This is a genomic window from Roseburia sp. OM02-15 (assembly GCF_003481835.1).
Lineage (GTDB): Bacteria > Bacillota > Clostridia > Lachnospirales > Lachnospiraceae > Eubacterium_I > Eubacterium_I ramulus_A.
The window spans coordinates 25,781-46,830 of sequence record NZ_QULX01000017.1; the positions used below are offsets into that span (position 1 = coordinate 25,781).

A 21,050-nucleotide genomic window follows, 5' to 3' on the forward strand; every position below is an offset into this window, starting at 1 on the left:
TCCGACTGAGATAAACGCTACGCGAGAATGTGCAGTGATTCTGAGAAGAATATGTCAGCTTACGCTGACCAGAATCACGCACCAAGTCTCACGTGCGTTCGACTTGAAAAAAACAAAAAAGATTGATGAAATTAGCTGAGGGGCTAACAGTTGGGAGGCAATGATTATGGAACTGACAAACATTCGTGACATATTCAGAAACAAAGAAGAGTATCTTGACAAAGAAGTAACCATCGGAGGATGGGTACGTTCCGTTCGCGGATCCAAAAAATTTGGATTTATCGTCGTAAATGACGGTACATTTTTTGAACCATTACAGATTGTTTATGGGGATCATCTGGAAAACTTTGCAGAGATTTCCAAATTAAACGTGGGTGCTGCCATCATCGTAACCGGTAAACTGGTTCCGACACCGGAAGCAAAACAGCCGTTTGAAATCCAGGCAGAAAGCGTTGAGGTCGAGGGCGCATCCGCACCGGATTATCCGCTGCAGAAAAAACGTCATACGTTTGAATATCTGAGAACAATTTCTCATTTACGTCCGCGTACCAATACCTTTGAGGCAGTATTCCGTGTACGTTCCCTGATCGCATACGCAATTCACAAATTCTTCCAGGAGCGTGATTTTGTGTATGTACACACACCACTGATCACAGGAAGTGACTGTGAGGGTGCCGGTGAGATGTTCCAGGTAACAACCATGGATCTGAACAATGTGCCGAAAAAAGACGATGGAAGCGTTGATTTTACACAGGACTTCTTTGGAAAACCGACCAACCTGACCGTAAGTGGACAGTTAAACGGTGAGACTTACGCCATGGCATTCAAAAATATCTACACCTTTGGACCGACTTTCCGTGCAGAAAATTCCAATACCACCCGTCATGCAGCTGAGTTCTGGATGATCGAGCCGGAGATCGCATTTGCAGATCTGAAGGACGATATGGTACTGGCAGAGAGCATGTTAAAATATGTGATCCGTTATGTATTAGAGCATGCGCCGGAAGAAATGGAATTCTTCAACAAGTTCGTTGACAAAGGATTACTTGACCGTCTGAACCATGTATTAAATTCTGATTTTGGTCATGTAACTTATACAGAAGCAATCGAGATCCTTGAGAAAAACAATGATAAATTCGATTACAAAGTATTCTGGGGCGCAGATCTGCAGACAGAGCATGAGCGTTATCTGACAGAGGAAATCTTCAAACGTCCGGTATTCGTAACGGATTATCCGAAGGAGATTAAAGCGTTCTACATGAAACTGAACGAGGATGGCAAAACCGTTGCCGCTATGGACTGTCTGGTTCCGGGCATCGGTGAGATCATCGGCGGAAGTCAGCGTGAGGATGACTACGACAAACTGCTTGGCAGAATGAAAGAACTTGGACTGAAAGAGGAAGATTATGACTTCTATCTGGATCTGAGAAAATATGGTTCTGCAAGACATGCAGGTTTCGGACTTGGATTTGAGCGTTGCGTGATGTACCTGACAGGTATGGGCAATATCCGTGACGTAATCCCGTTCCCAAGAACAGTAAATAACTGCGAACTGTAATAAAAAATGAAAAAGGGGAGGTTTGGTGCATGCCGACCTCCCTTTCTTAGACAAAGAGGACATTTATGGCGAATTACAAAATATATATTCAATATGATGGAACCCGCTACAAAGGATGGCAGAGACAGCGCACCACGGATCAGACGATTCAGGGCAAGATTGAGGCAATTTTAACAAGACGGTATGGGCGCACCATTGAAATCGATGGTTCCGGCCGGACGGATGCAGGGGTACATGCCCGTGGACAGGTGGCAAATTTTCGGATTCCGGAGGCGTTGTGTGATGGAAAGGCACCAGAAGATGTTTGTGATGAGCTGCTGGCGCTTTTTGCAGAGTATCTGCCGGAAGACATTGCAGTGACAGAGGTGCGGGTGGCATCAGAACGGTTCCACAGCCGATTAAACGTCGTGAAAAAGACTTATGTATACCGGATCTGGAACGCGGCATATCCAAACGTATTTGAACGGAAATACATGCTGCATGATACGCGGCACATGGATGTGGAAGCTATGCGTCAGGCAGCAGAATATCTGCTTGGAAAACATGACTTTGCGGCATTTTGCGGAAATGCGAAGATGAAGAAATCCACGGTGCGAACGATTCATGAGATTTCCATAGAAGAAATCGGCGGTGAGATCCGTTTCACTTATACCGGAAATGGATTTTTGCAAAATATGATCCGCATTGTGACCGGAACGCTGGTGGATGTGGGAACCGGAGTTTATCCGCCGGAGCATGTAGCTGAGATCCTGGAGTCAAAAGTCCGGGCAGAGGCAGGTCCGACAATGCCGGCACAGGGACTGACCTTGTGGGAAGTAGTATATTGATGCACATGAATTATGGAAAAAACAGATCCGTGCATTTTGTTGAATTACATGAAAAGTTTTACGTACATCATGAAAGTGATGGAAAAAGGAGTATACGATTGAAAGAAAAGTGGGTTGTATCAGCTAAAGGTGCTGATTTTAAAGCAATCGGTGAACATTTCGGGATTGATCCGGTGATTGCCCGGATCATGCGAAACCGCGGTCTGACGGATCTGGATGAAATGGAGTATTACCTGCATGGGGATGAAAAGGATTTGATCGATCCGCATTTGCTCAAAGATGTGGATCTGGCAGCCGAGATCATTCTGAAAAAAGTAAAAGAACAGAAGAAAATCCGAATTATCGGTGATTATGATATAGATGGCATCCAGTCCACGTACATTTTATACTGTGCGCTGAAACGGATCGGAGCAGAGGCAGATTATGTCATTCCACATCGGATCAGGGATGGTTATGGCATGAACGAGCATCTGGTCACACAGGCGGCAGAAGCCGGAATCGACACAATTTTGACCTGTGATAACGGAATCTCTGCCATTGATCAGATCCATCTGGCAAAGGAACTTGGCATGACGGTGGTGGTGACCGATCACCATGAGGTGCCTTACATAGAAGAAAATGGCGTGCGCCGGGAAAAAATCAGTGAGGCGGATGCCATTGTAAATCCGAAACAGGAAGCGTGTCAGTACCCGTTTAAAAAGCTTTGTGGCGCAGCGGTGGCATGGAAGCTGGTACAGGTATTATATGAACAGGCAGGGATTTCGGTGTCAGAAGCAGATCGATTCATTGAAAATGCCGGTTTTGCGACAGTAGGCGATGTCATGGATCTGCAGGGCGAGAACCGCGTGCTGGTAAAACTGGGATTAAAAATGTTAAATCAGACACAAAATATCGGTATGAAGGCACTGATCCTGCAGAGTAATCGAAAACTGGGTGAGATCCGTTCCGGTGATATCGGATTCGGACTGGGACCATGCTTAAATGCCACCGGGCGACTGGAAACCGCGCGTATTGCCTTAAAACTGCTGCTTTGTGAGTCAGAAGCGGAAGCGGCAGTGCTGGCGCAGGAAGCGGTGGATCTGAATAACAGCCGGAAGCTGTTGACGGAGCAGGCCGTAGAAGTGGCAAAACAGATGATCGCGGATGGCGGATATGAAAACGACCGGGTGTTTGTCATCTTTTTGCCGGACTGCCATGAAAGTCTGGCAGGTATTGTAGCCGGACGAATCCGGGAGGCATACCATCGACCGACCCTGGTAATCACCCGTGGGGAAGAAGGCGCGAAAGGCTCCGGCAGATCCATCGAGGGTTATTCGATGTTTGAAGAACTGAATAAATGTGCGGATCTGCTTAGTTCGTTTGGCGGACATCCCATGGCAGCGGGATTTTCTCTGCCGGAGGAAAATATTGGGGCATTCCGCCGCAGATTGAATGAAGTGTGTACCCTGACGGAAGAAGAATTACAGGCAAAAGTTGTGATCGATGTGCCGATGCCTATCGGATATATCACATTCCCACTGATCGAGCAGTTAAAATTACTGGAACCATTCGGAAAAGGCAATGATAAACCAGTGTTTGCGGATCGAAATCTGGTGATCGAGCGGTTGAAAATTTACGGACCAACGGGACGTGTGGTACAATTAACATTACACAGTTCGTCCGGAGCAAAAGTTCAGGCAGTATATTTTGGAGATCCGGACAATTTACGGTTACCTTTGGAAGAAAAATATGGTAAGGTAGTGGCAGACGATACGATGGCAAATCGTTGTGTCCACAACGCGGCACTGCATTTTACTTATTATCCTGAGATTGATACTTATTATGAGACACCGCGGGTGAAACTGAAAATAACGGGAATTTCTGCTTGATCCGTAAATATAATGATTTTGCAGAATTTTTTGCAACAGGTCTGAGAAAGAAAAAGATATCAGACTGGAACGGAGGTTCAATATGAGCAAAAAAAGAAAGGTATTACACAGAGGTTTGGCGCTGATGCTGGCAGTCGTGATGAGTCTTGGCACATGCCTGACAGCGTTTGCCAGTGAGAGTGACAGTAACAGTGATACAAAAGTAACGATCGCAGACGGTGAGACACCATATATTTCCTTTGGTGCGGATCTGCGGGTAGATGAGAAAGCAAAGGTTCTGGACTATTTTGGACTGACAGAAGCGGATCTGGAAAAATGCAATGTAAATACAGTCACAAACGCAGAAGAACATCAGTATCTGGATGCCTATGTGACCAATGATCATATCGGAAGCCGTGCATTGTCTTCTGTAGCCGTTATGGATGCGAAAAAAGGCAGCGGTATCAAAGTAACAACCAAAAATATCAATTACTGTACCGCGAGCATGTATGAAAATGCGCTGGCAACCGCAGGCGTGGAAGATGCCAATGTTGTCGTTGTGGGACCGTTTGATATGTCGGGAACCGCAGCGCTGATCGGAGCCATCAAAGCATATTCTGTTATGAGTGGAGAACAGGTAGATACTGATGTCATTGACGGAGCCGTCAACGAGATCGTCGTAACCGGTGACATTGGAAATGAGACTGGAAATACCGATGAGGTAGCGGGAATGGTTGCGTATCTGAAAGATCAGGTGGGCGGTAAAAATCTGTCTGATTCCGAGATCAAAGATGCCATTGATGAGGCTTCTGAAAAATTTAATGTCAGTCTGACACAGGATCAGATCGATCAGCTTCTGGAACTTCTGAAAAAGTTACAGGGACTGGATCTGGACTGGGGTAACCTGAAAAATCAGGCACAGAACCTGTATGGAAAATTAAAAGATATGGGACTGAATATTGATACGGCAGCGCTGACAGATCAGGCGCAGGGATTTTTTGCAAAGCTGATCGCGTTTATTAAGGGTCTGTTCCAGAGATAAGGATGGTGTTTTGCGCCGACCGGAACGGAGTGTAGAGTGCAGTGATTCTGAAAAGAAGATGTCAGCTTGCGCTGACCAGAATCACGCACCAAGTCTCACGTGCGTTCGACTTGAATTGTATAAAACATGAATTTGTATGATAAAAATGGAAGTGACAAACATTCAGACAGAAAATTGCGCAGTATGGAGGAAAAATGGAAGCTTATACAGAGTTTGCCAATGTATACGAAAAATTTATGGATAACGTGCCTTACGAAAAATGGTGTGAGGCGATTTGTGAGATTTTACGATCACATGGGATAGAAGACGGTCTGGTGCTGGATCTGGGATGCGGAACCGGAACGATGACACGTCTGCTGCGAGAAAAAGGATATGACATGATCGGTGTGGATAATTCGGCAGAGATGCTGGAGATCGCACGCGAACATCCGGATGACGGAATCCTGTATCTACAGCAGGATATGCGGGAATTTGAATTATATGGAACCGTGAAGGCAGTGGTATGTGTCTGTGATTCCATGAATTATCTTCTGGAGGAGGAAGACCTTGCAGAAGTATTTTCACTGGTGCATAATTATCTGGATCAGGACGGAATCTTTATTTTTGATATGAATACGCTGTACAAATACCGGGATCTGATCGGAGATGCGACCATCTGTGAGAACCGGGAGCATGAAAGTTTTATCTGGGAAAATTGTTTTGACGAAGAAAGCAGTATCAACGAATATGCGCTGACGCTGTTTGTCGAGCAGGAAAGTGGCTTGTATGCCCGTTATGAGGAGTTTCATTATCAGAGAGCTTATGAGTTGGAAAAGGTAGAAGAATTGATCAAGGCATCAGGTCTGGAATTACTGGCAGTCTGTGGCGAAGGAACCAAAGAGCCGCCAAAGGCAGATTGTGAGCGGGCATATTTTGTGGCAAGAAGACCACAGCCGCATATATTTTAAAAACATAATAGAAAAAGGAATGAAAAACATGGAAGATTATATTGTAAGGGCAACTGCGGCAGACAGTTCTATCCGCGCATTTGCCATGACTTCAAAAGGAATTGTAGAGGAAGCAAGACAGCGCCATCAGACAAGTCCGGTAGTGACAGCAGCACTTGGAAGACTGCTGACCGGCGGAGCTATGATGGGTGTCATGATGAAAGGGGACAAGGATCTGCTGACTGTACAGATCCAGTCTGGCGGTCCGATGAAAGGAATGACCGTTACCGCGGATTCCAAAGGACATGTCAAAGGTTATCCGGTGGTAAATGATGTTATGCTGCCGCCAAACAAACAGCACAAATTAGATGTAGGCGGAGCAGTCGGTGTCGGTATGATGCGTGTCATCAAAGATATGGGGTTAAAAGAGCCATACGTGGGAACCACCGTTTTACAGACCAGTGAGATTGCCGAAGATTTAACATACTATTTTGCCACATCGGAGCAGGTACCGTCCTCTGTGGGACTTGGCGTTCTGATGAACAAGGACAATACGGTACGTCAGGCAGGCGGTTTTATCATCCAGTTAATGCCATTTACGGATGATAAGATCATTGATGCGCTGGAGAAAAAACTTTCCGAGATCACTTCTGTTACCAATTTACTGGAAGAAGGACATACCCCGGAGAGCATGCTGGAGTACATTTTAGGCGATTTCGGTGTGGAAATTACAGAGAAAATCCCGGCATCTTTCTACTGTAACTGTTCCAAAGACCGCGTGAAAAAAGCGATCATCAGCATCGGAAAGAAAGATTTAAAAGAAATGGTGGCAGACGGCAAACCGATCGAAGTAAAATGCCATTTCTGTAATACCGCATACACATTCAGCATTGAGGAATTAAAGGAGATCTTAAAACAGTGAGACAGGGATTTATCAAAGTAGCGGCTTTGACACCGAAGGTGAAAGTTGCGGATACGACATATAACCGGGAACAGATCTGCATGCTGATCGATGAAGCACAGGAAAAAAGTGCCAAAATACTGGTATTTCCGGAGCTGTGCATTACAGGTTATACCTGCGGAGATCTGTTTTATCAGGAATTACTTTTAAGAGAAGCAAAAAAAGAGCTGCTGGCGATCGCAAAATATACCGAGCGCAAAGATTGTCTGGTGTTTGTGGGACTTCCACTGGAGCATCAGGGAAAATTGTATAACGTGGCAGCAGCTATCGCACAGGGAAAAGTACTTGGACTGGTTCCAAAGACACACATCCCGAATTATAATGAATTTTATGAGCGCAGACATTTTGTATCCGGCATGAAACAGCCGGTTCCGGTTGCATTGGACGAGGATATTATCGTGCCGATGGGCACACAGATTTTATTCCAGTGCCGTCAGATGCCTGCATTAAAAATTGCAGCAGAGATCTGTGAGGATGTCTGGGCACCAAATCCGCCGGGAGTGGATCATGCACTGGCAGGAGCAACCGTTCTGGTAAACCTGTCTGCCAGCGATGAGACAACGGGCAAAGATATTTATCGCAAGAGTCTTGTGACCGGTCAGTCCGGTCGCCTGATCTGCGGCTATATTTATTGCAGCGCGGGCGATGGAGAGTCCACACAGGATGTCGTTTATTCCGGTCATAACTTGATCGCGGAAAACGGTTCCCTGCTGGCAGAATCCAGACGTTTCTGCAATGAGAGCATTTATACAGAACTGGATATTGCACGTCTGAATGAGGAGCGTCGCCGTATGAGTACGTTCCCGGCATCCAATGAGACTTATATCAATATTGAGTTCAGCTTAAAGGAAGAACAGACGGAACTGACCCGTTTTGTAGATCCGGCACCGTTCGTACCGGGCAATAAGGCAGACCGCGAAAAACGTTGTGAAGAAATTTTTATGATCCAGGCAATGGGATTGAAAAAACGTCTGGAGCACACCAATGCTGCCACAGCAGTGGTTGGAATTTCCGGTGGACTGGATTCTACACTGGCATTGCTTGTTATGGTAAAAGCATTTGATCTGTTGAACCGGGATCACAAAGACATTGTGGCAGTGACAATGCCTGGATTTGGAACCACAGACCGCACTTATGATAATGCCGTCAGTCTGATCAAGTCTCTGGGAGCAACTTTCCGGGAAGTCAGCATCGTAGATTCTGTCCGTACTCATTTTCGTGATATTGGTCAGGACGAGGCTGTGCATGATGTGACTTACGAAAACGGACAGGCCAGAGAACGTACACAGATTCTGATGGATATTGCAAACAAGAGTGGCGGTATGGTCATTGGAACCGGAGATATGTCAGAACTTGCTCTTGGTTGGGCGACTTATAATGGCGATCATATGTCTATGTATGGTGTCAATGCTTCTGTACCGAAAACACTGGTGCGCCATCTGGTGCGCTATTATGCGGATACCTGCGGAGACGAGACACTTCAGAAGGTACTGTATGATGTACTGGATACTCCGGTCAGCCCGGAACTTCTTCCACCGGAAGATGGCAAGATTTCCCAGAAAACAGAAGATATCGTGGGACCATATGAGTTACATGATTTCTTCCTGTATTATATTCTGAGATTTGGATGTACACCGAAGAAAATTTACCGTCTGGCAAAATATGCTTTTGACGGAACCTATGATACAGAGACAATTCAGAAATGGTTAAAAACTTTCTATCGGAGATTTTTCAGCCAGCAGTTCAAACGCTCTTGTCTGCCGGATGGACCAAAAGTCGGAACAGTTGCAGTATCCCCGCGTGGTGATCTGCGTATGCCGTCTGATGCAAGTGCAAGAATCTGGATGGAAGAATTAGATCATCTGGATGATGAGCCAAAACAGGCAGCAGGTGGATTCCTTGGCGGAAGCTGGGAGGCATTTGCGGCACAGATGAGTCGTCAGTAGAAGTAGGATAATTCAGTCTGAATATGGTTTTTATATCAGATGAGAGATGACTTCCCATCTCTATATGTGATGAGGAACAAAATTATATCAGATGGGAGATGACTCCCATCTCTATAGGTGGTGAGAAACAAGCTAGTATCAGTGGTGGGAGCCAATCCCCCATCTGATATAGCCTCCGGCAGGATTACAGAGGTGCGCAGTTGAAGTATGTCATGCAATTGCATGACGCGCACCTCGCAACAAGAATGCCGGAGCATTCTTGAATGGTGATGGGATTTGATAAATTATATGTGATGGACATTTTTGAAACCATTGGAACGAATCAGCAGATTTTCGTCAAGTGTTTTCAGGATCAGTTTACCGGAACGGGTAAGCTCCTGGATACATAGATGAAAATCTGTTGTTTTATATTGGGGGAGTTCTTCTTTCAGATAGTCGTGGGACTGCCCGGAGCGCACGGCTTCACGAAAACGGATATTATAGGGAATTCGCATGACAGAAGGTTCTGCCAGTCGATATGTGTGACAGATACGTCGTATATCTGTCTGCAAAGCCGGAAGATAATCCAGAAAGGCATAACAGACATTTGAAAACGGAATCCAGTTGTCACAGAAATAGCGGCGGAATGCTGCGGGAATCGGTGGAAGACCGATAATGACCAGATTTGCCTGTCGGAGCAAACGAATGGTGCGTGCATCCTGACGGGATTGCAGATCGAGACATTGGATGTCGCCATATTTTTGTAAAAATGGGATGAAAAAATCCAGACAAAAATGTGGATGGGAAGCCGCAAGCGGACTCCAGAATGCAACGATATATGATTGTTTCATGTGATTAGACATCAAAAAGATAAAGACAAATTTATTATATATGCGAATTTCGGAAATGTAAAGATAAATTTAAAATTTAGGTGGCTAAACGATAGGTAGTAAATGCGGGAATTATGACTAAACGATAGGTAGTGAATGGAAATCGGGAAAATTTTATCTCTGCCGCTAACAATCGCTGTCAGAGAAAAATTTCTCCCGATTTCCAATTTCAGTTATTGCTGCTGTTTATTTCCATAATCACTGATAAAAAAGATACCTTTGATTATAGATACAGTTATTGGCGATACTTTTTCCTTAATAATCTTTTGTAGAAAAAGGAATTTTCAGGATGTTATGTCATGGTCATTAGTACTATTTTTTCTTTTATGAATTTACGTTTTACTTTAACTTTTACTTACGATTAAGGTGCTGTAACCGGAACGGCGAAGTTCGTCCTGTAATAAGACGGCTTCGTCTAATGTTTTGGGCTTGCCAATCCAGACTCCGTAATATGGTTCTTCGTAGTGAATCTGTCCGTCAAAGCCGAGGATTTGCAGGCGTTCTAACTGGTAAGCGGCATTGACGTCATATTTGAACAGTCCTGTCTGCACGTAATAATGTTCCGGAACCTGTTGTGCGGAAAGTGGAATACTTTCTTCGATGCCTGTGACAATGGCATCCACGATGGCATCAAATTTTTTGTCAAAAAGCTGGTTATCAATGTCGCTGTTGATAAAACCGGTTTCCACAAGAACTGCCGGCATTTCTGTTTTTCGCAGGACGATGAGCCCCGGGACTTCCTCAACACCAAGATTTTTGAATCCGACATTTTCCAGCTGGCGATTGATATTTTCTGCCAGAGTGTCAACGGTATCGTTATGTTGGTAAATCAGTGTCTGCACACCGTTGTACAGATTATCCTCCATGCCGGAGTTTCGGTGAAATGAGATAAAATAATTTCCACCGGACAGATTTGCAAGCTGTGCTTTTTCGTTTGGTGAATTGTATACATCTGTTGTGCGGGTATAATAAACATTGTACCCGGCTTCTTTTAATTTGGCACCGACTGCCAGTGTCAGTCGAAGCACATCATCTTTTTCTGCACGTCCCATATATGATGCGCCGTTGTCAAAACCGCCGTGTCCGGCGTCTAAAATAATATCTACCTCCATAGTTTTCCCCCTTAAATAATAGAATTCCCAGATCACATCCTTACAGAGCACTTATCTTCGTCTTAGAGGATATTTCTGCTGAAAAAATGTTGGTACACGCCACTTATAGAAGTGGAAGCCTTTTCACCTGAGATGAAAGGGCATGATCTGTATGCCTGTTCTGATTTTGCGTTGTTACATGTAAGTAATATATGTTTGCTTTTTCAAAATAGTACATGAGATGTGAGATGATTCTGTATTTATGGAGTTGAATAACAAAATGATGTTAATGGCGGAATGCAATCGTTTACCTGATGTAGATTTTACATATTTAGTGACAAGAATGCGGAGAAGATTTTTGAAATAGGAGTATCACTATTTGACTCAGGTGATGCTGTCTGACTTTGTAACGTGTTTTTTGTTGACAAGAAAACAGTTTTTTTGTATACTTTGATGATAGAAAGTTTTGATAATCAAACTAATTGGAGGGATAGATGAGAGCACAGATTATAGGAACCGGTAGTTGTCTGCCGGAAAAAATAGTAACAAATGATTTTCTTTCCACCATTGTGGAGACAAGCGATGAGTGGATCAGCAGCAGAACCGGTATCCGTCAGCGTCATATTGCAATAAATGAGACAACGGCGTCCATGTCTACAGAAGCCGGAAAAAAAGCACTGGAGTCAGCCGGAGTGAAAGCGGAGGATCTGGATCTGATTATCGTAGCAACCTGTACACCGGATACGCTGGTTCCAAATACGGCATGTCTGGTACAGAGTGAGCTTGGTGCTGTCAATGCGGTTGCTTTTGACATCAGCGCAGCTTGTTCCGGTTTTGTATTTGCATTGAATATGGTGGATGCTTACATGCAGGCAGGAATTTATAAAACGGCACTTGTGATCGGTGCGGAGACGTTGTCCCGTATTGTGGACTGGAGCGACCGCTCTACCTGTGTATTATTTGCGGATGGTGCAGGTGCAGCAGTCGTGCGCGCGGCAGAGCGCGGTGTGATCGCGTCCACACAGGGAAGCGACGGAACCCGCGGCGGTGCGATTTATGTCAAAAACAGAGAAAATTATAATCCGTTTGTGACAGAGCAGAAACCAATGGATTATCTGTACATGGACGGCGGTGAAGTATTCAAATTTGCAGTAAAAAAAGTACCACAGTCTATTTTACAGACACTGGAAGCAGCAAAGCTGACCACCGAAGACATTGACTGGTATTTGTTCCATCAGGCAAATGCCCGAATTACGGCAACCATTGCAAAACGTCTGAAAGTGCCGAATGAGAAAATCCCGATGAACGTGGACAGATGTGGAAACACATCCGCAGCCAGTGTGGCGATTCTTCTGGATGAAGTCAATCGAAAAGGTATGCTGAAAAAAGGAGACAAACTGATGCTTGCAGGCTTTGGCTCAGGTCTGACATGGGGAACTATGGCAATCGAATGGGGTATTTAAAAGGCTGCTTCTTGGAAAAAAATGTGAAAGGGTTCCCTTTGATTTTGTCTTTCTGGCTAATAATCGCCTGCCAAGAAAAAATCAAAGGGAACCCTATTTACGTGTAGATTTTTACATTATGTATATTATGAAATATAAGTGAAAAGTAATTTTGTGGAGACTTCCACTGTGTAAATCAGAGGGCGCTGGAAATTTTTTCTCCGAACGCGATTGCTAGCGGAGGAGACAAAATTCCCAATGCCCTCGGTATACAATACCCGAAATAAATACATTTTTTCGAAACCAACGCATACATTATGGTAAACAGGATTTTACGCGAGGTTTTTATGCAAGATAGAGGTTTACACGTACAACAAACAGAAAATGTGGACAGAGGAAGGCTGCAAGTCAATGTAACATCAACATTGGGTTTGCAGCCTGTTGTAAATGCGCGCGTCAGTATTGCGTACACAGGGGAAGGGCAGCGGACATTAGAAGAATTGCAGACGGATTCCTCCGGTCAGACGGAAGAGGTGACATTAGACACGCCGCCACTGGAATATTCACAGGAACCAAACCAGCCACAGCCGTTTTCAGAATATACGGTAACCGTACAGGCAGATGGTTATCGTCCGGTGGAGGTGTCAGCCGTTGATGTCTTTGCGGACGTAACATCGTTGCAGGAAATTCGCATGGAACCGCTGGATATTTCGCAGGGAGAAGGGGAGGAAAATATTGTTGTTCCGCCGAATACGCTGTGGGGTGATTTTCCACCGAAGATTCCGGAGGAGGAAGTAAAACCGGTCAATGAATCCGGAGAGATTGTATTAAGCCGTGTAGTAATTCCGGAGTATGTGATCGTCCATGACGGACCACCGACAGACACCCGGGCACAGGATTATTATGTGCATTACCGGGATTATATCAAAAATGTAGCTTCCAGTGAAATCTATTCGACCTGGCCGGATGCAACGCTACGGGCAAACATTCTGGCGATCATGTCTTTTGCCCTGAACCGTGTATACACGGAGTGGTACAGAGGAAAAGGCTACGATTTTACCATTACATCTTCTACTGCTTACGATCAGAAGTGGTCTTTTGGTCGTACGATTTTCAGAAATATTTCCAGAATCGTTGACGAAATATTTAACAATTATCTGTCCCGCCCGAATGTGCAGCAGCCGATTTTAACACAGTATTGTGATGGTAAAAATGTGACCTGCAGCGGGTGGATGACTCAGTGGGGATCGCGGTATCTGGGAGATCAGGGTTACAGTCCGATTGAGATTCTGCGTTATTATTACGGAAGCAGCATTTATATCAATTCCGCGGAGGAGATAGCAGGAATTCCATCTTCCTGGCCGGGAACGGATCTGACAGTTGGATCTTCCGGAACAAAAGTGCGGCAGATGCAGCAGCAGCTTGCACGGATTTCTCAGGCATACCCTGCCATTCCAACCATTACCGCAGATGGTGTTTTCGGGGAACGAACCCGGGAAGCGGTGGAAGCATTTCAGCGGATTTTTGATTTGCCGGTGTCTGGAGTGGTGGATTTCCCAACCTGGTATAAGATTTCTCAGATCTATGTGGGTGTGACGCGGATCGCAGAATTGAATTAGATTTACAAGTTCTTATTATATGTATTCAGGAAATAATCATGCTTGCATGGAAGAATTCTCTGGATGTGTAGCGAAGAATTAAATAAGAAAATGCCGGAGAGATTATAATTCCTCTGGCATTTTTCTGCGATTTCATGTACAATAGGGCATAAACGACAGAAAAATAACAGAAAGAGGATAAATAATGGAACAGAAAAAAAACATTATGGATTACGATACTGTTTCCTTAGACGATGAGAGCAGTGCCGTAGTAATTATTGATCAGACAAAATTACCGGGAACAACAGAAATCATCGCATTAAAGACTGCACAGGAAATCTGGGATGCAATCTATCTGCTTCAGGTACGTGGAGCTCCGGCCATCGGCGTAGCAGCAGCTTACGGTATCTATGTTCTGGCAAAAGGCATTGATACAGACAACTACGATGAGTTTTACGCAGAGTTCAAGAAGCAGAAAGAATATCTGGATTCTTCCCGTCCGACAGCAGTTAACCTTTCCTGGGCATTAAACCGTATGGAGCAGGTTATATTAAACAATGCGGACAAGTCCGTTTCTGAGATCAAACAGCTTCTGAAAGAGGAGTCCATCGAGATTCAGGACGAGGATATCCGCGTATGCAAAGCCATTGGTGAGTATGGTCTGACACTGGTAAAACCGGGTGATGGTATTCTGACACACTGCAATGCAGGAAAACTTGCAACAAGCAAATATGGTACAGCAACAGCTCCGATCTATCTGGGACAGGAGCGTGGCTACAATTTCCGCGTATTTGCAGATGAGACAAGACCGCTGCTTCAGGGCGCACGTCTGACTGCTTTCGAGCTTCAGTCTTCCGGCGTTGACGTAACACTGATCTGTGACAATATGTCTGCAACTGTTATGAAAAATGGTTGGGTAGACGCTATTTTCGTAGGTTGTGACCGCGTGGCAGCAAACGGCGATACCGCAAATAAAATTGGTACTTCCGTAGTTGCAGCCGTTGCAAAACAGTACAATGTGCCGATGTACATTGCAGCACCGACATCCACCATCGATATGAACACACCGACCGGTGATCAGATTAAGATCGAGCAGAGAAAACCGGAAGAAGTGACAGAGATGTGGTACAAAGAGCGCATGGCTCCGGAAGGTGTCAAAGTGTTCAACCCGGCATTTGACGTAACAGATCATGAGCTGATCGCAGGTATCGTAACAGAGTTCGGTATCGCACGTCCTCCTTACACAGAATCTTTCAAAGAGATTTTTGCAAAAAAAGAGGCAGCTCAGAAAAATAAATAAGTATAACAAATCGTATGGTATAATTTCCTATAATCCTAGTAGAATATAGGAAATAAATGCTTCACTTTTTTGAAAGAGTGGGGTATAATAAGCAGTAATGGTTCAGCAGAGATAAGTTCTCAGGAAAGAAAATTATTTTTATATCAAGCAGCATTTGGTTGCAGGATATAATAAATCTATGCTGAATCATTATAATGCTTATTGAGAATCACAGGAGGTATAAATATGGCAGACAGTGCATGCAGCAGCTGCAGCAGTGCAGGAAGCTGTTCTTCCGAAAGCTGTGAAGGATGTCCAAGCAGCAAACAGCCGCAGAGCTTTCAGGAAAAATTAAATGAGTATTCATCCGTAAAAAAAGTAATCGGTGTTGTCAGTGGTAAAGGTGGTGTCGGAAAATCATTCGTAACCGCATCTTTGGCAACTGCAATGCGTAAAAAAGGATACGAAGTAGGTATTCTGGATGCAGATATCACAGGACCGTCCATCCCGAAAATGTTTGGTGTACACGGACCGGCTATGGGCAGCGAGATGGGAATTTTACCGATCACAGCAGAGGACGGAACCAAGATCATGTCCATCAACTTACTGATGGAAGATGAGGAAGCTCCGGTTATCTGGAGAGGTCCGGTTATCGCAGGAACCGTAAAACAGTTCTGGAGTGATGTTGTATGGGGCGACCTTGATTATTTATTTGTAGACATGCCGCCAGGAACCGGTGACGTTCCGTTGACTGTTTTCCAGTCTCTTCCGGTGGATGGTATCGTGATCGTGACATCTCCGCAGGAACTGGTACAGATGATCGTAAAGAAAGCCTACAATATGGCAGGTATGATGAACATTCCGGTACTTGGAGTCGTAGAAAATTACAGCTATCTGAAATGTCCGGATTGTGGAAAAGAGATCAAACTGTTCGGTGAGAGTCATATTGATGAGGTAGCTTCTGAGCTGGCAATGCAGGTTCTTGGCAAAATGCCGTTGGATCCGGCTTATGCAGAACTGGCAGATCAGGGATTATTCTACAAAGCAGATAATCCATATCTGGAAGATGCAGTGAAGAAAATTGAAAATATGTAAATGATAAAATGTAAAACGGAGTCGGCATATTGTCGGCTCCGTTTTTTTCCTTTTATAAGAAAGTTCAGGCTTTCTTACATCGACAGAAACTTGGGAATGTCTGTCATTTACTATATTAGGACTGGATAAAGTTGGACCTCTGTCCTGCTGGACAGAAATTGGTTCGGACAAGTTTTTGTACTTATTCCGGTTATTATATTACAATAAAAACTGAGTGGTGGGAGCCAATCCCCCATCTGATATAGCCTCCGGCAGGATTACAGAGGTGCGCAGTTGAAGTATGTCATGCAATTGCATGACGCGCACCTCGCAACAAGAATGCCGGAGCATTCTTGAATCTCATAATTGCAATATTACAATGTTGATTTTTACACGATAAAGATATTGCTGATTTATAGTGTTTTATTTTGCCGGATAAAATCCGCTTGGTGCATCATTTAAGTTGATCATGATGTTCTTTGTCTGGCTGTAAGCATCCAGAATTGCCTTGTCGTTTTCACGACCGATACCGGACTGTTTGTAACCGCCGAACGGTGCGCCTTCCGGAATCTGGTTGTATGTATTGACCCACATACGTCCTGTCTCAATACTTCTTGCGACACGGAGCGCACGATGGATATCTTTGGTCCATACAGCACCGCCAAGTCCATAAGTAGACTGGTTTGCCAGAGCAATGACTTCGTCCTCTGTTTTAAATTTGATCACAACAGCAACCGGTCCAAAGATTTCTTCCTGAGCCACACGCATATCGTTGGTAACGTTTGTGATCAGTGTCGGCTGAACGAAACTTCCCTTTTCACAGCCGTTTTCTGTATAATAGTCACCGCCGCATGCGATGGTTGCGCCTTCTTCTTTGGCAATCTGTACGTAGGAGAGGATTTTGTCTGCCTGATGTCTGTTGATCTGAGCACCCATCTGAGTTTCCGGATTTAACGGATCACCAACGTTGATATGCTGGAATGCATTTACCAGTTCTGCAACGAATTTGTCATAAATATCTTCCTGAACGAATACTCTGGAGCCAGCACAGCAAACCTGTCCCTGATTAAACAGGATACCAAGCTGTACGCCGTCGATGGCAGCTTCCCAGTTGCAGTCGTTGAAAATAATATTTGCGCTCTTGCCGCCAAGTTCCAGAGTAGCCGGAATCAGTTTGTTGGCAGCAGCCAGAGCAACGTTTTTACCAATCTCTGTAGAACCTGTGAAAGCAAGTTTACACAGATCCGGGTGATCTAACAGATACTGTCCGGATTTTCCACCTGCACCGGTGATCAGGTTTAATACGCCTGCCGGAAGCAGATCCTGGATCAGTTCGGTAAATACCAGCATGCTGAGGGATGTTGTGGATGACGGTTTGAATACGATACAGTCACCAGCAGCGATAGCCGGAGCAAGTTTCCATGCCGCCATCAAGAATGGGAAGTTCCATGGAACAATCTGTCCGACAACACCGATCGGCTCACGAAGAACCAGACTCATCATACCGCCGTCCAGAATAGAAGCAACACCTTCGTCTGTACGGATCAGACTTGCATAATACCGGAAGTGGCGGATAGAATAAGGAACATCGATCGCCATTGTCTCGCGGATCGGTTTTCCGTTATCCATGGTCTCAACCTTTGCCAGCCATTCCTGATTTTCTTCTACGCGGTCAGCAATCTTATCAAGGATTGCGGCACGTTCTTCTTTTGTTGTCTTTTTCCATTCCGGAAATGCTTTCCATGCTGCTGCGACAGCTGCATCGACATCTTCTTTGGTAGCCTGTGCGCATTGTGTAAGGACTTCACCGTTTGCCGGATTGGTACTCTGGTAGGTTGTTCCGTCAGATGCCGGACGCCATTCTCCGCCGATAAATAACCCATAGTTTTCTTTTAACTGATTGTTACAACTCATAATAGATACCTCCTTATTTGTGATGCGCTTTACTTTTGCTTGATGTTATATTACAATAGAATCTGATATCTTACAATAACCAGAAAAATGTTTTTATAGGAGACCAGAATCGTGTTAGTGTATGATTTGACAAACAGGGGAAAAAAATCGAAATATGAATATCTGTATCAATGTCTGAAAGAAGATATTTTGAGTGGAAAACTGGCAGAAGGGGAGAAAATGCCCTCAAAACGCCGGCTTTCTGAGGCAAACGGCATCAGTATTCGAACGGTTATGAATGCTTATGAACAGCTTTTGATGGAGGGATATTTGGAATCCAGAGAGCGGAGTGGCTATTATGTGGTATCTGATTTTGATTCACCATTAAGATACCAGAAGGTAGAGATAAAAGAAGCCTCTCCGGAACAGGATGAAAACTGGATGGTAGATTTTACGGCAAACACCACAGTATATGAGAAGTTCCCGTTTTCCATGTGGACAAAAGTCATGCGTCAGGTGCTTGGAGACTACAATCTGCATTTGATGAAGCGGGGAGAATTTCTTGGAAGTCCGGAGCTGCGTTATGAAATTGCAAAATATTTGTATCACAACAGAGGTATGGTGGTGTCACCGGACTGCATTGTCATCGGAACCGGAATCGAATACTTGTATTCAAAACTGATCGGTCTGCTTCCTGCAAATGCAGTGTATGCGGTGGAAAACCCCGGTTATCGAAAAATCCGTCTGATTTATGAAGACCTGGGGGTAAAATGGACCTGGACGTCCATGAGCAAAGATGGAATTCATATGGGAAGTTTGCGAAAAAGCGGTGCAACGGTGGTACATACTTCCCCGGAGCATCATTATCCGCTTGGAACTGTCATGACTGCCAGACGGCGACAGGAATTGTTGAAGTGGCTGGAGGAATCCGCGGACCACTATATTATAGAAGATGATTATGACTGTGAATTTCGATACAGCGGACATGCGATCCCGGCGTTGTATGGTCTGGATGCAAGCCAGCGCGTTATTTATATGAATACCTTCAGCAAAACACTGAGCCCAGGAATCCGGATCAGTTACATGGTATTGCCACCAAAATTGCTGGAGCAGTACGTCAATTCCGCGAACTTTTTTTCAAATACATCTTCTAATTTAGAGCAGCATACACTGGCAGCGTTTCTGCGGGACGGATATTTTGACCGGCATTTAAATCGTATGCGGCGCTATTATCTGAGTCAGGGAGAAAAATTGAAAAATGCGATCCAGATGACACCGACCATTCCGGCAGAAGAAATTTTGGGTATGGAGACCGGTACACATATCTTGGTAAAATTAAAAACGAAGCTTTCCGATAAAGAAATCAAGCTGCGGGCAAGGATGAAAGGGATTAATCTGTGCTGTCTTTCTGAATTTTGTATCGGGGAGAAAGAATTGTACCGGCATGTGCTGGTGTTGAATTATTCCGGACTGGAAGAGAGCCATATGCTGGAAGTGGCTGGGGTGCTGGGCGAAATCTTTGTTTAGGGTGGCTTAAAAATTTACTATTTAGGTTTTTATAGGAACTCCTGCGATTTTATCTCAGTCGCTGGCAATCGCTCCTTGAGAAAAAGTCACAGAAGAAACAATTCAGCGTGAATTTGGTGTGTATGATAATATACGGGATAATTTTCCGAAGTATGTAGTATCTTTGGACGAATTAGATCTGAGTCGTAACGGGATCAAGCATTATAATATACGTGATTTTTTGTTACTTAATTCGTGGAATTAAATTTTATGATCAAACACAACGTAAATGCGCCCAAAATTTATTTTTCCTTGATGAGCAATTGTTAGCCAGCAAGGTAAAATAAATTTTGGGCGCTTTCATTACCGAAAATTTTAAGCCATCCCAAGCAAGATCTACTGTGTTACTACCGGCTGCTGATCCGTTGCCGGCTGTGTCTGTGCCTGATCTGCTCCCTGATCGGTACTCTGGGTAGCCGCATCGGACTGTTGATTTGCATCCGTTGCATTTGCATCAGCGGAATTTGGATCTGCCTGTTGCTGACCATCTGTCGGCTGCGCAGCATCTGTTGCAGTACCGTCTGTTGCAGCATCTGTCGTATTTTCTTCATCAGAAGCAATATATTCTGTAATATTTGCATGGGAGAGTGTTTTATTCTCTGTCAGATAAATAGCGGCACTGAGTACTGTCTTGGAAGTCGGAATTTCCACTTTCTGCGTATCAGCTTCACCATGTGTTGTGTAAACGGTAATTGCCTGATAGTTATCGGAAATCTTATACAAAATATCAGATTTTGCAAGTTCATTTTCAGAAGAATCCGTGATCACACAACGAAGTTCTTTGTTGCCCGGAAGTGTGCATGCTTCCAGATTTCCGTTTTCATCTGTCGTCCCCTGGAATAACTGGTCATTACCGTCATAAACAGTGACTGTGGCGCCGGCAAGTCTGGAACCGTCTGCATTGTACCAACGGGTATGGAGCTGTACATTTCCATCTGTCAGGATTTCCTGCTCTGCGGAAAGCTCTGCACCGGTGCTTATTTTTGTTTCTTCGCCCGGAAGTGCAAGACTGCATCCGTTTAATACAAAAGCACTGCTAAGTGTCAGTGCGGCGATCAGTGCGATATATTTTTTCTTTTTCATTTGATAATTCCTCTTTTCCTTTCCTGAAATTCTTATTGTAATCTCTAC

At 44.5% G+C, this 21,050-nt stretch carries 16 protein-coding genes; 12 read left to right on the top strand and 4 right to left on the bottom strand.

Annotated elements, in window-relative coordinates; all coding sequences use genetic code 11:
- Positions 1-166: 166 nt before the first annotated feature.
- From asnS to DXB15_RS13405, 7 genes are all read left to right on the top strand, one after another.
- On the top strand, positions 167-1,558 hold the full coding sequence (asnS, locus tag DXB15_RS13375) for an asparagine--tRNA ligase (protein ID WP_118703235.1): 1,392 nt from the start codon (positions 167-169) through the stop codon (positions 1,556-1,558).
- Positions 1,559-1,623: 65 nt separating this feature from the next.
- A complete protein-coding gene (gene truA / locus DXB15_RS13380; protein ID WP_109216683.1) occupies positions 1,624-2,385 on the top strand; it encodes a tRNA pseudouridine(38-40) synthase TruA in 762 nt (253 codons plus the stop codon).
- Between the two features lie 98 nt (positions 2,386-2,483).
- Positions 2,484-4,253: a single-stranded-DNA-specific exonuclease RecJ gene (recJ, locus tag DXB15_RS13385; protein WP_243115655.1), complete on the top strand. Its 1,770-nt coding sequence runs from the start codon at positions 2,484-2,486 to the stop codon at positions 4,251-4,253.
- Between the two features lie 82 nt (positions 4,254-4,335).
- Complete coding sequence (locus DXB15_RS13390; RefSeq protein WP_118703236.1) at positions 4,336-5,274, top strand: DUF1002 domain-containing protein; 939 nt, start codon at positions 4,336-4,338, stop codon at positions 5,272-5,274.
- Between the two features lie 194 nt (positions 5,275-5,468).
- Positions 5,469-6,221 carry a class I SAM-dependent DNA methyltransferase gene (locus DXB15_RS13395; RefSeq protein WP_118703237.1) on the top strand — a complete coding sequence of 251 codons (753 nt, stop codon included), beginning with the start codon at positions 5,469-5,471 and terminating at the stop codon, positions 6,219-6,221.
- Between the two features lie 28 nt (positions 6,222-6,249).
- Entirely contained in the window at positions 6,250-7,122 is an 873-nt protein-coding gene (gene hslO / locus DXB15_RS13400) for an Hsp33 family molecular chaperone HslO (RefSeq protein ID WP_109216680.1), read from the top strand.
- Positions 7,119-9,107, top strand: a complete 1,989-nt coding sequence (locus tag DXB15_RS13405; RefSeq protein WP_118703238.1) for an NAD(+) synthase — start codon at positions 7,119-7,121, stop codon at positions 9,105-9,107. Before hslO ends, DXB15_RS13405 begins: the two co-directional genes overlap by 4 nt.
- A 284-nt stretch (positions 9,108-9,391) precedes the next feature.
- On the opposite strand, the gene DXB15_RS13410 is transcribed toward DXB15_RS13405, so the two are convergent.
- Together DXB15_RS13410 and DXB15_RS13415 are read right to left on the bottom strand one after the other, a co-directional pair.
- Positions 9,392-9,937 carry a hypothetical protein gene (locus DXB15_RS13410; RefSeq protein WP_109216933.1) on the bottom strand — a complete coding sequence of 182 codons (546 nt, stop codon included), beginning with the start codon at positions 9,935-9,937 and terminating at the stop codon, positions 9,392-9,394.
- Positions 9,938-10,320: 383 nt separating this feature from the next.
- Positions 10,321-11,088 carry an N-acetylmuramoyl-L-alanine amidase gene (locus tag DXB15_RS13415; RefSeq protein ID WP_118703239.1) on the bottom strand — a complete coding sequence of 256 codons (768 nt, stop codon included), beginning with the start codon at positions 11,086-11,088 and terminating at the stop codon, positions 10,321-10,323.
- Positions 11,089-11,561: 473 nt separating this feature from the next.
- On the opposite strand from DXB15_RS13415, the gene DXB15_RS13420 reads away from it, so the two are divergent.
- From DXB15_RS13420 to DXB15_RS13435, 4 genes are all read left to right on the top strand, one after another.
- On the top strand, positions 11,562-12,530 hold the full coding sequence (locus DXB15_RS13420) for a beta-ketoacyl-ACP synthase III (protein ID WP_109216935.1): 969 nt from the start codon (positions 11,562-11,564) through the stop codon (positions 12,528-12,530).
- Between the two features lie 326 nt (positions 12,531-12,856).
- Entirely contained in the window at positions 12,857-14,128 is a 1,272-nt protein-coding gene (locus DXB15_RS13425; RefSeq protein ID WP_118703240.1) for a peptidoglycan-binding protein, read from the top strand.
- A 184-nt stretch (positions 14,129-14,312) separates the two neighbouring features.
- Positions 14,313-15,407 (top strand): S-methyl-5-thioribose-1-phosphate isomerase, encoded by a 1,095-nt coding sequence (gene mtnA, locus DXB15_RS13430; RefSeq protein ID WP_118703241.1) that lies wholly within the window; start codon positions 14,313-14,315, stop codon positions 15,405-15,407.
- 225 nt (positions 15,408-15,632) lie between these two features.
- On the top strand, positions 15,633-16,481 hold the full coding sequence (locus DXB15_RS13435; protein ID WP_118703242.1) for an Mrp/NBP35 family ATP-binding protein: 849 nt from the start codon (positions 15,633-15,635) through the stop codon (positions 16,479-16,481).
- 402 nt (positions 16,482-16,883) lie between these two features.
- Here DXB15_RS13435 and DXB15_RS13440 read toward each other — a convergent pair whose 3' ends face one another.
- A complete protein-coding gene (locus DXB15_RS13440) occupies positions 16,884-18,374 on the bottom strand; it encodes an aldehyde dehydrogenase family protein (RefSeq protein WP_118703243.1) in 1,491 nt (496 codons plus the stop codon).
- Positions 18,375-18,485: 111 nt separating this feature from the next.
- Here DXB15_RS13440 and pdxR point away from each other — a divergent pair, with 111 nt between their 5' ends.
- A complete protein-coding gene (pdxR, locus tag DXB15_RS13445) occupies positions 18,486-19,880 on the top strand; it encodes a MocR-like pyridoxine biosynthesis transcription factor PdxR (RefSeq protein WP_118703244.1) in 1,395 nt (464 codons plus the stop codon).
- Positions 19,881-20,255: 375 nt separating this feature from the next.
- Here the strand turns inward: pdxR and DXB15_RS13455 are convergent, their stop codons facing one another.
- Positions 20,256-21,002, bottom strand: coding sequence for a hypothetical protein (locus DXB15_RS13455; RefSeq protein ID WP_109217018.1), 747 nt, complete (start codon positions 21,000-21,002; stop codon positions 20,256-20,258).
- Positions 21,003-21,050: the final 48 nt, after the last annotated feature.

Coding starts and splice junctions, on each gene's coding strand:
- asnS (WP_118703235.1), top strand. CDS start 167: ATGGAACTGACAAACATTCGTGACATATTCAGAAACAAAGAAGAGTAT.
- truA (WP_109216683.1), top strand. CDS start 1,624: ATGGCGAATTACAAAATATATATTCAATATGATGGAACCCGCTACAAA.
- DXB15_RS13390 (WP_118703236.1), top strand. CDS start 4,336: ATGAGCAAAAAAAGAAAGGTATTACACAGAGGTTTGGCGCTGATGCTG.
- DXB15_RS13395 (WP_118703237.1), top strand. CDS start 5,469: ATGGAAGCTTATACAGAGTTTGCCAATGTATACGAAAAATTTATGGAT.
- hslO (WP_109216680.1), top strand. CDS start 6,250: ATGGAAGATTATATTGTAAGGGCAACTGCGGCAGACAGTTCTATCCGC.
- DXB15_RS13410 (WP_109216933.1), bottom strand. CDS start 9,937: ATGAAACAATCATATATCGTTGCATTCTGGAGTCCGCTTGCGGCTTCC.
- DXB15_RS13415 (WP_118703239.1), bottom strand. CDS start 11,088: ATGGAGGTAGATATTATTTTAGACGCCGGACACGGCGGTTTTGACAAC.
- DXB15_RS13420 (WP_109216935.1), top strand. CDS start 11,562: ATGAGAGCACAGATTATAGGAACCGGTAGTTGTCTGCCGGAAAAAATA.
- DXB15_RS13425 (WP_118703240.1), top strand. CDS start 12,857: ATGCAAGATAGAGGTTTACACGTACAACAAACAGAAAATGTGGACAGA.
- mtnA (WP_118703241.1), top strand. CDS start 14,313: ATGGAACAGAAAAAAAACATTATGGATTACGATACTGTTTCCTTAGAC.
- DXB15_RS13435 (WP_118703242.1), top strand. CDS start 15,633: ATGGCAGACAGTGCATGCAGCAGCTGCAGCAGTGCAGGAAGCTGTTCT.
- DXB15_RS13440 (WP_118703243.1), bottom strand. CDS start 18,374: ATGAGTTGTAACAATCAGTTAAAAGAAAACTATGGGTTATTTATCGGC.
- DXB15_RS13455 (WP_109217018.1), bottom strand. CDS start 21,002: ATGAAAAAGAAAAAATATATCGCACTGATCGCCGCACTGACACTTAGC.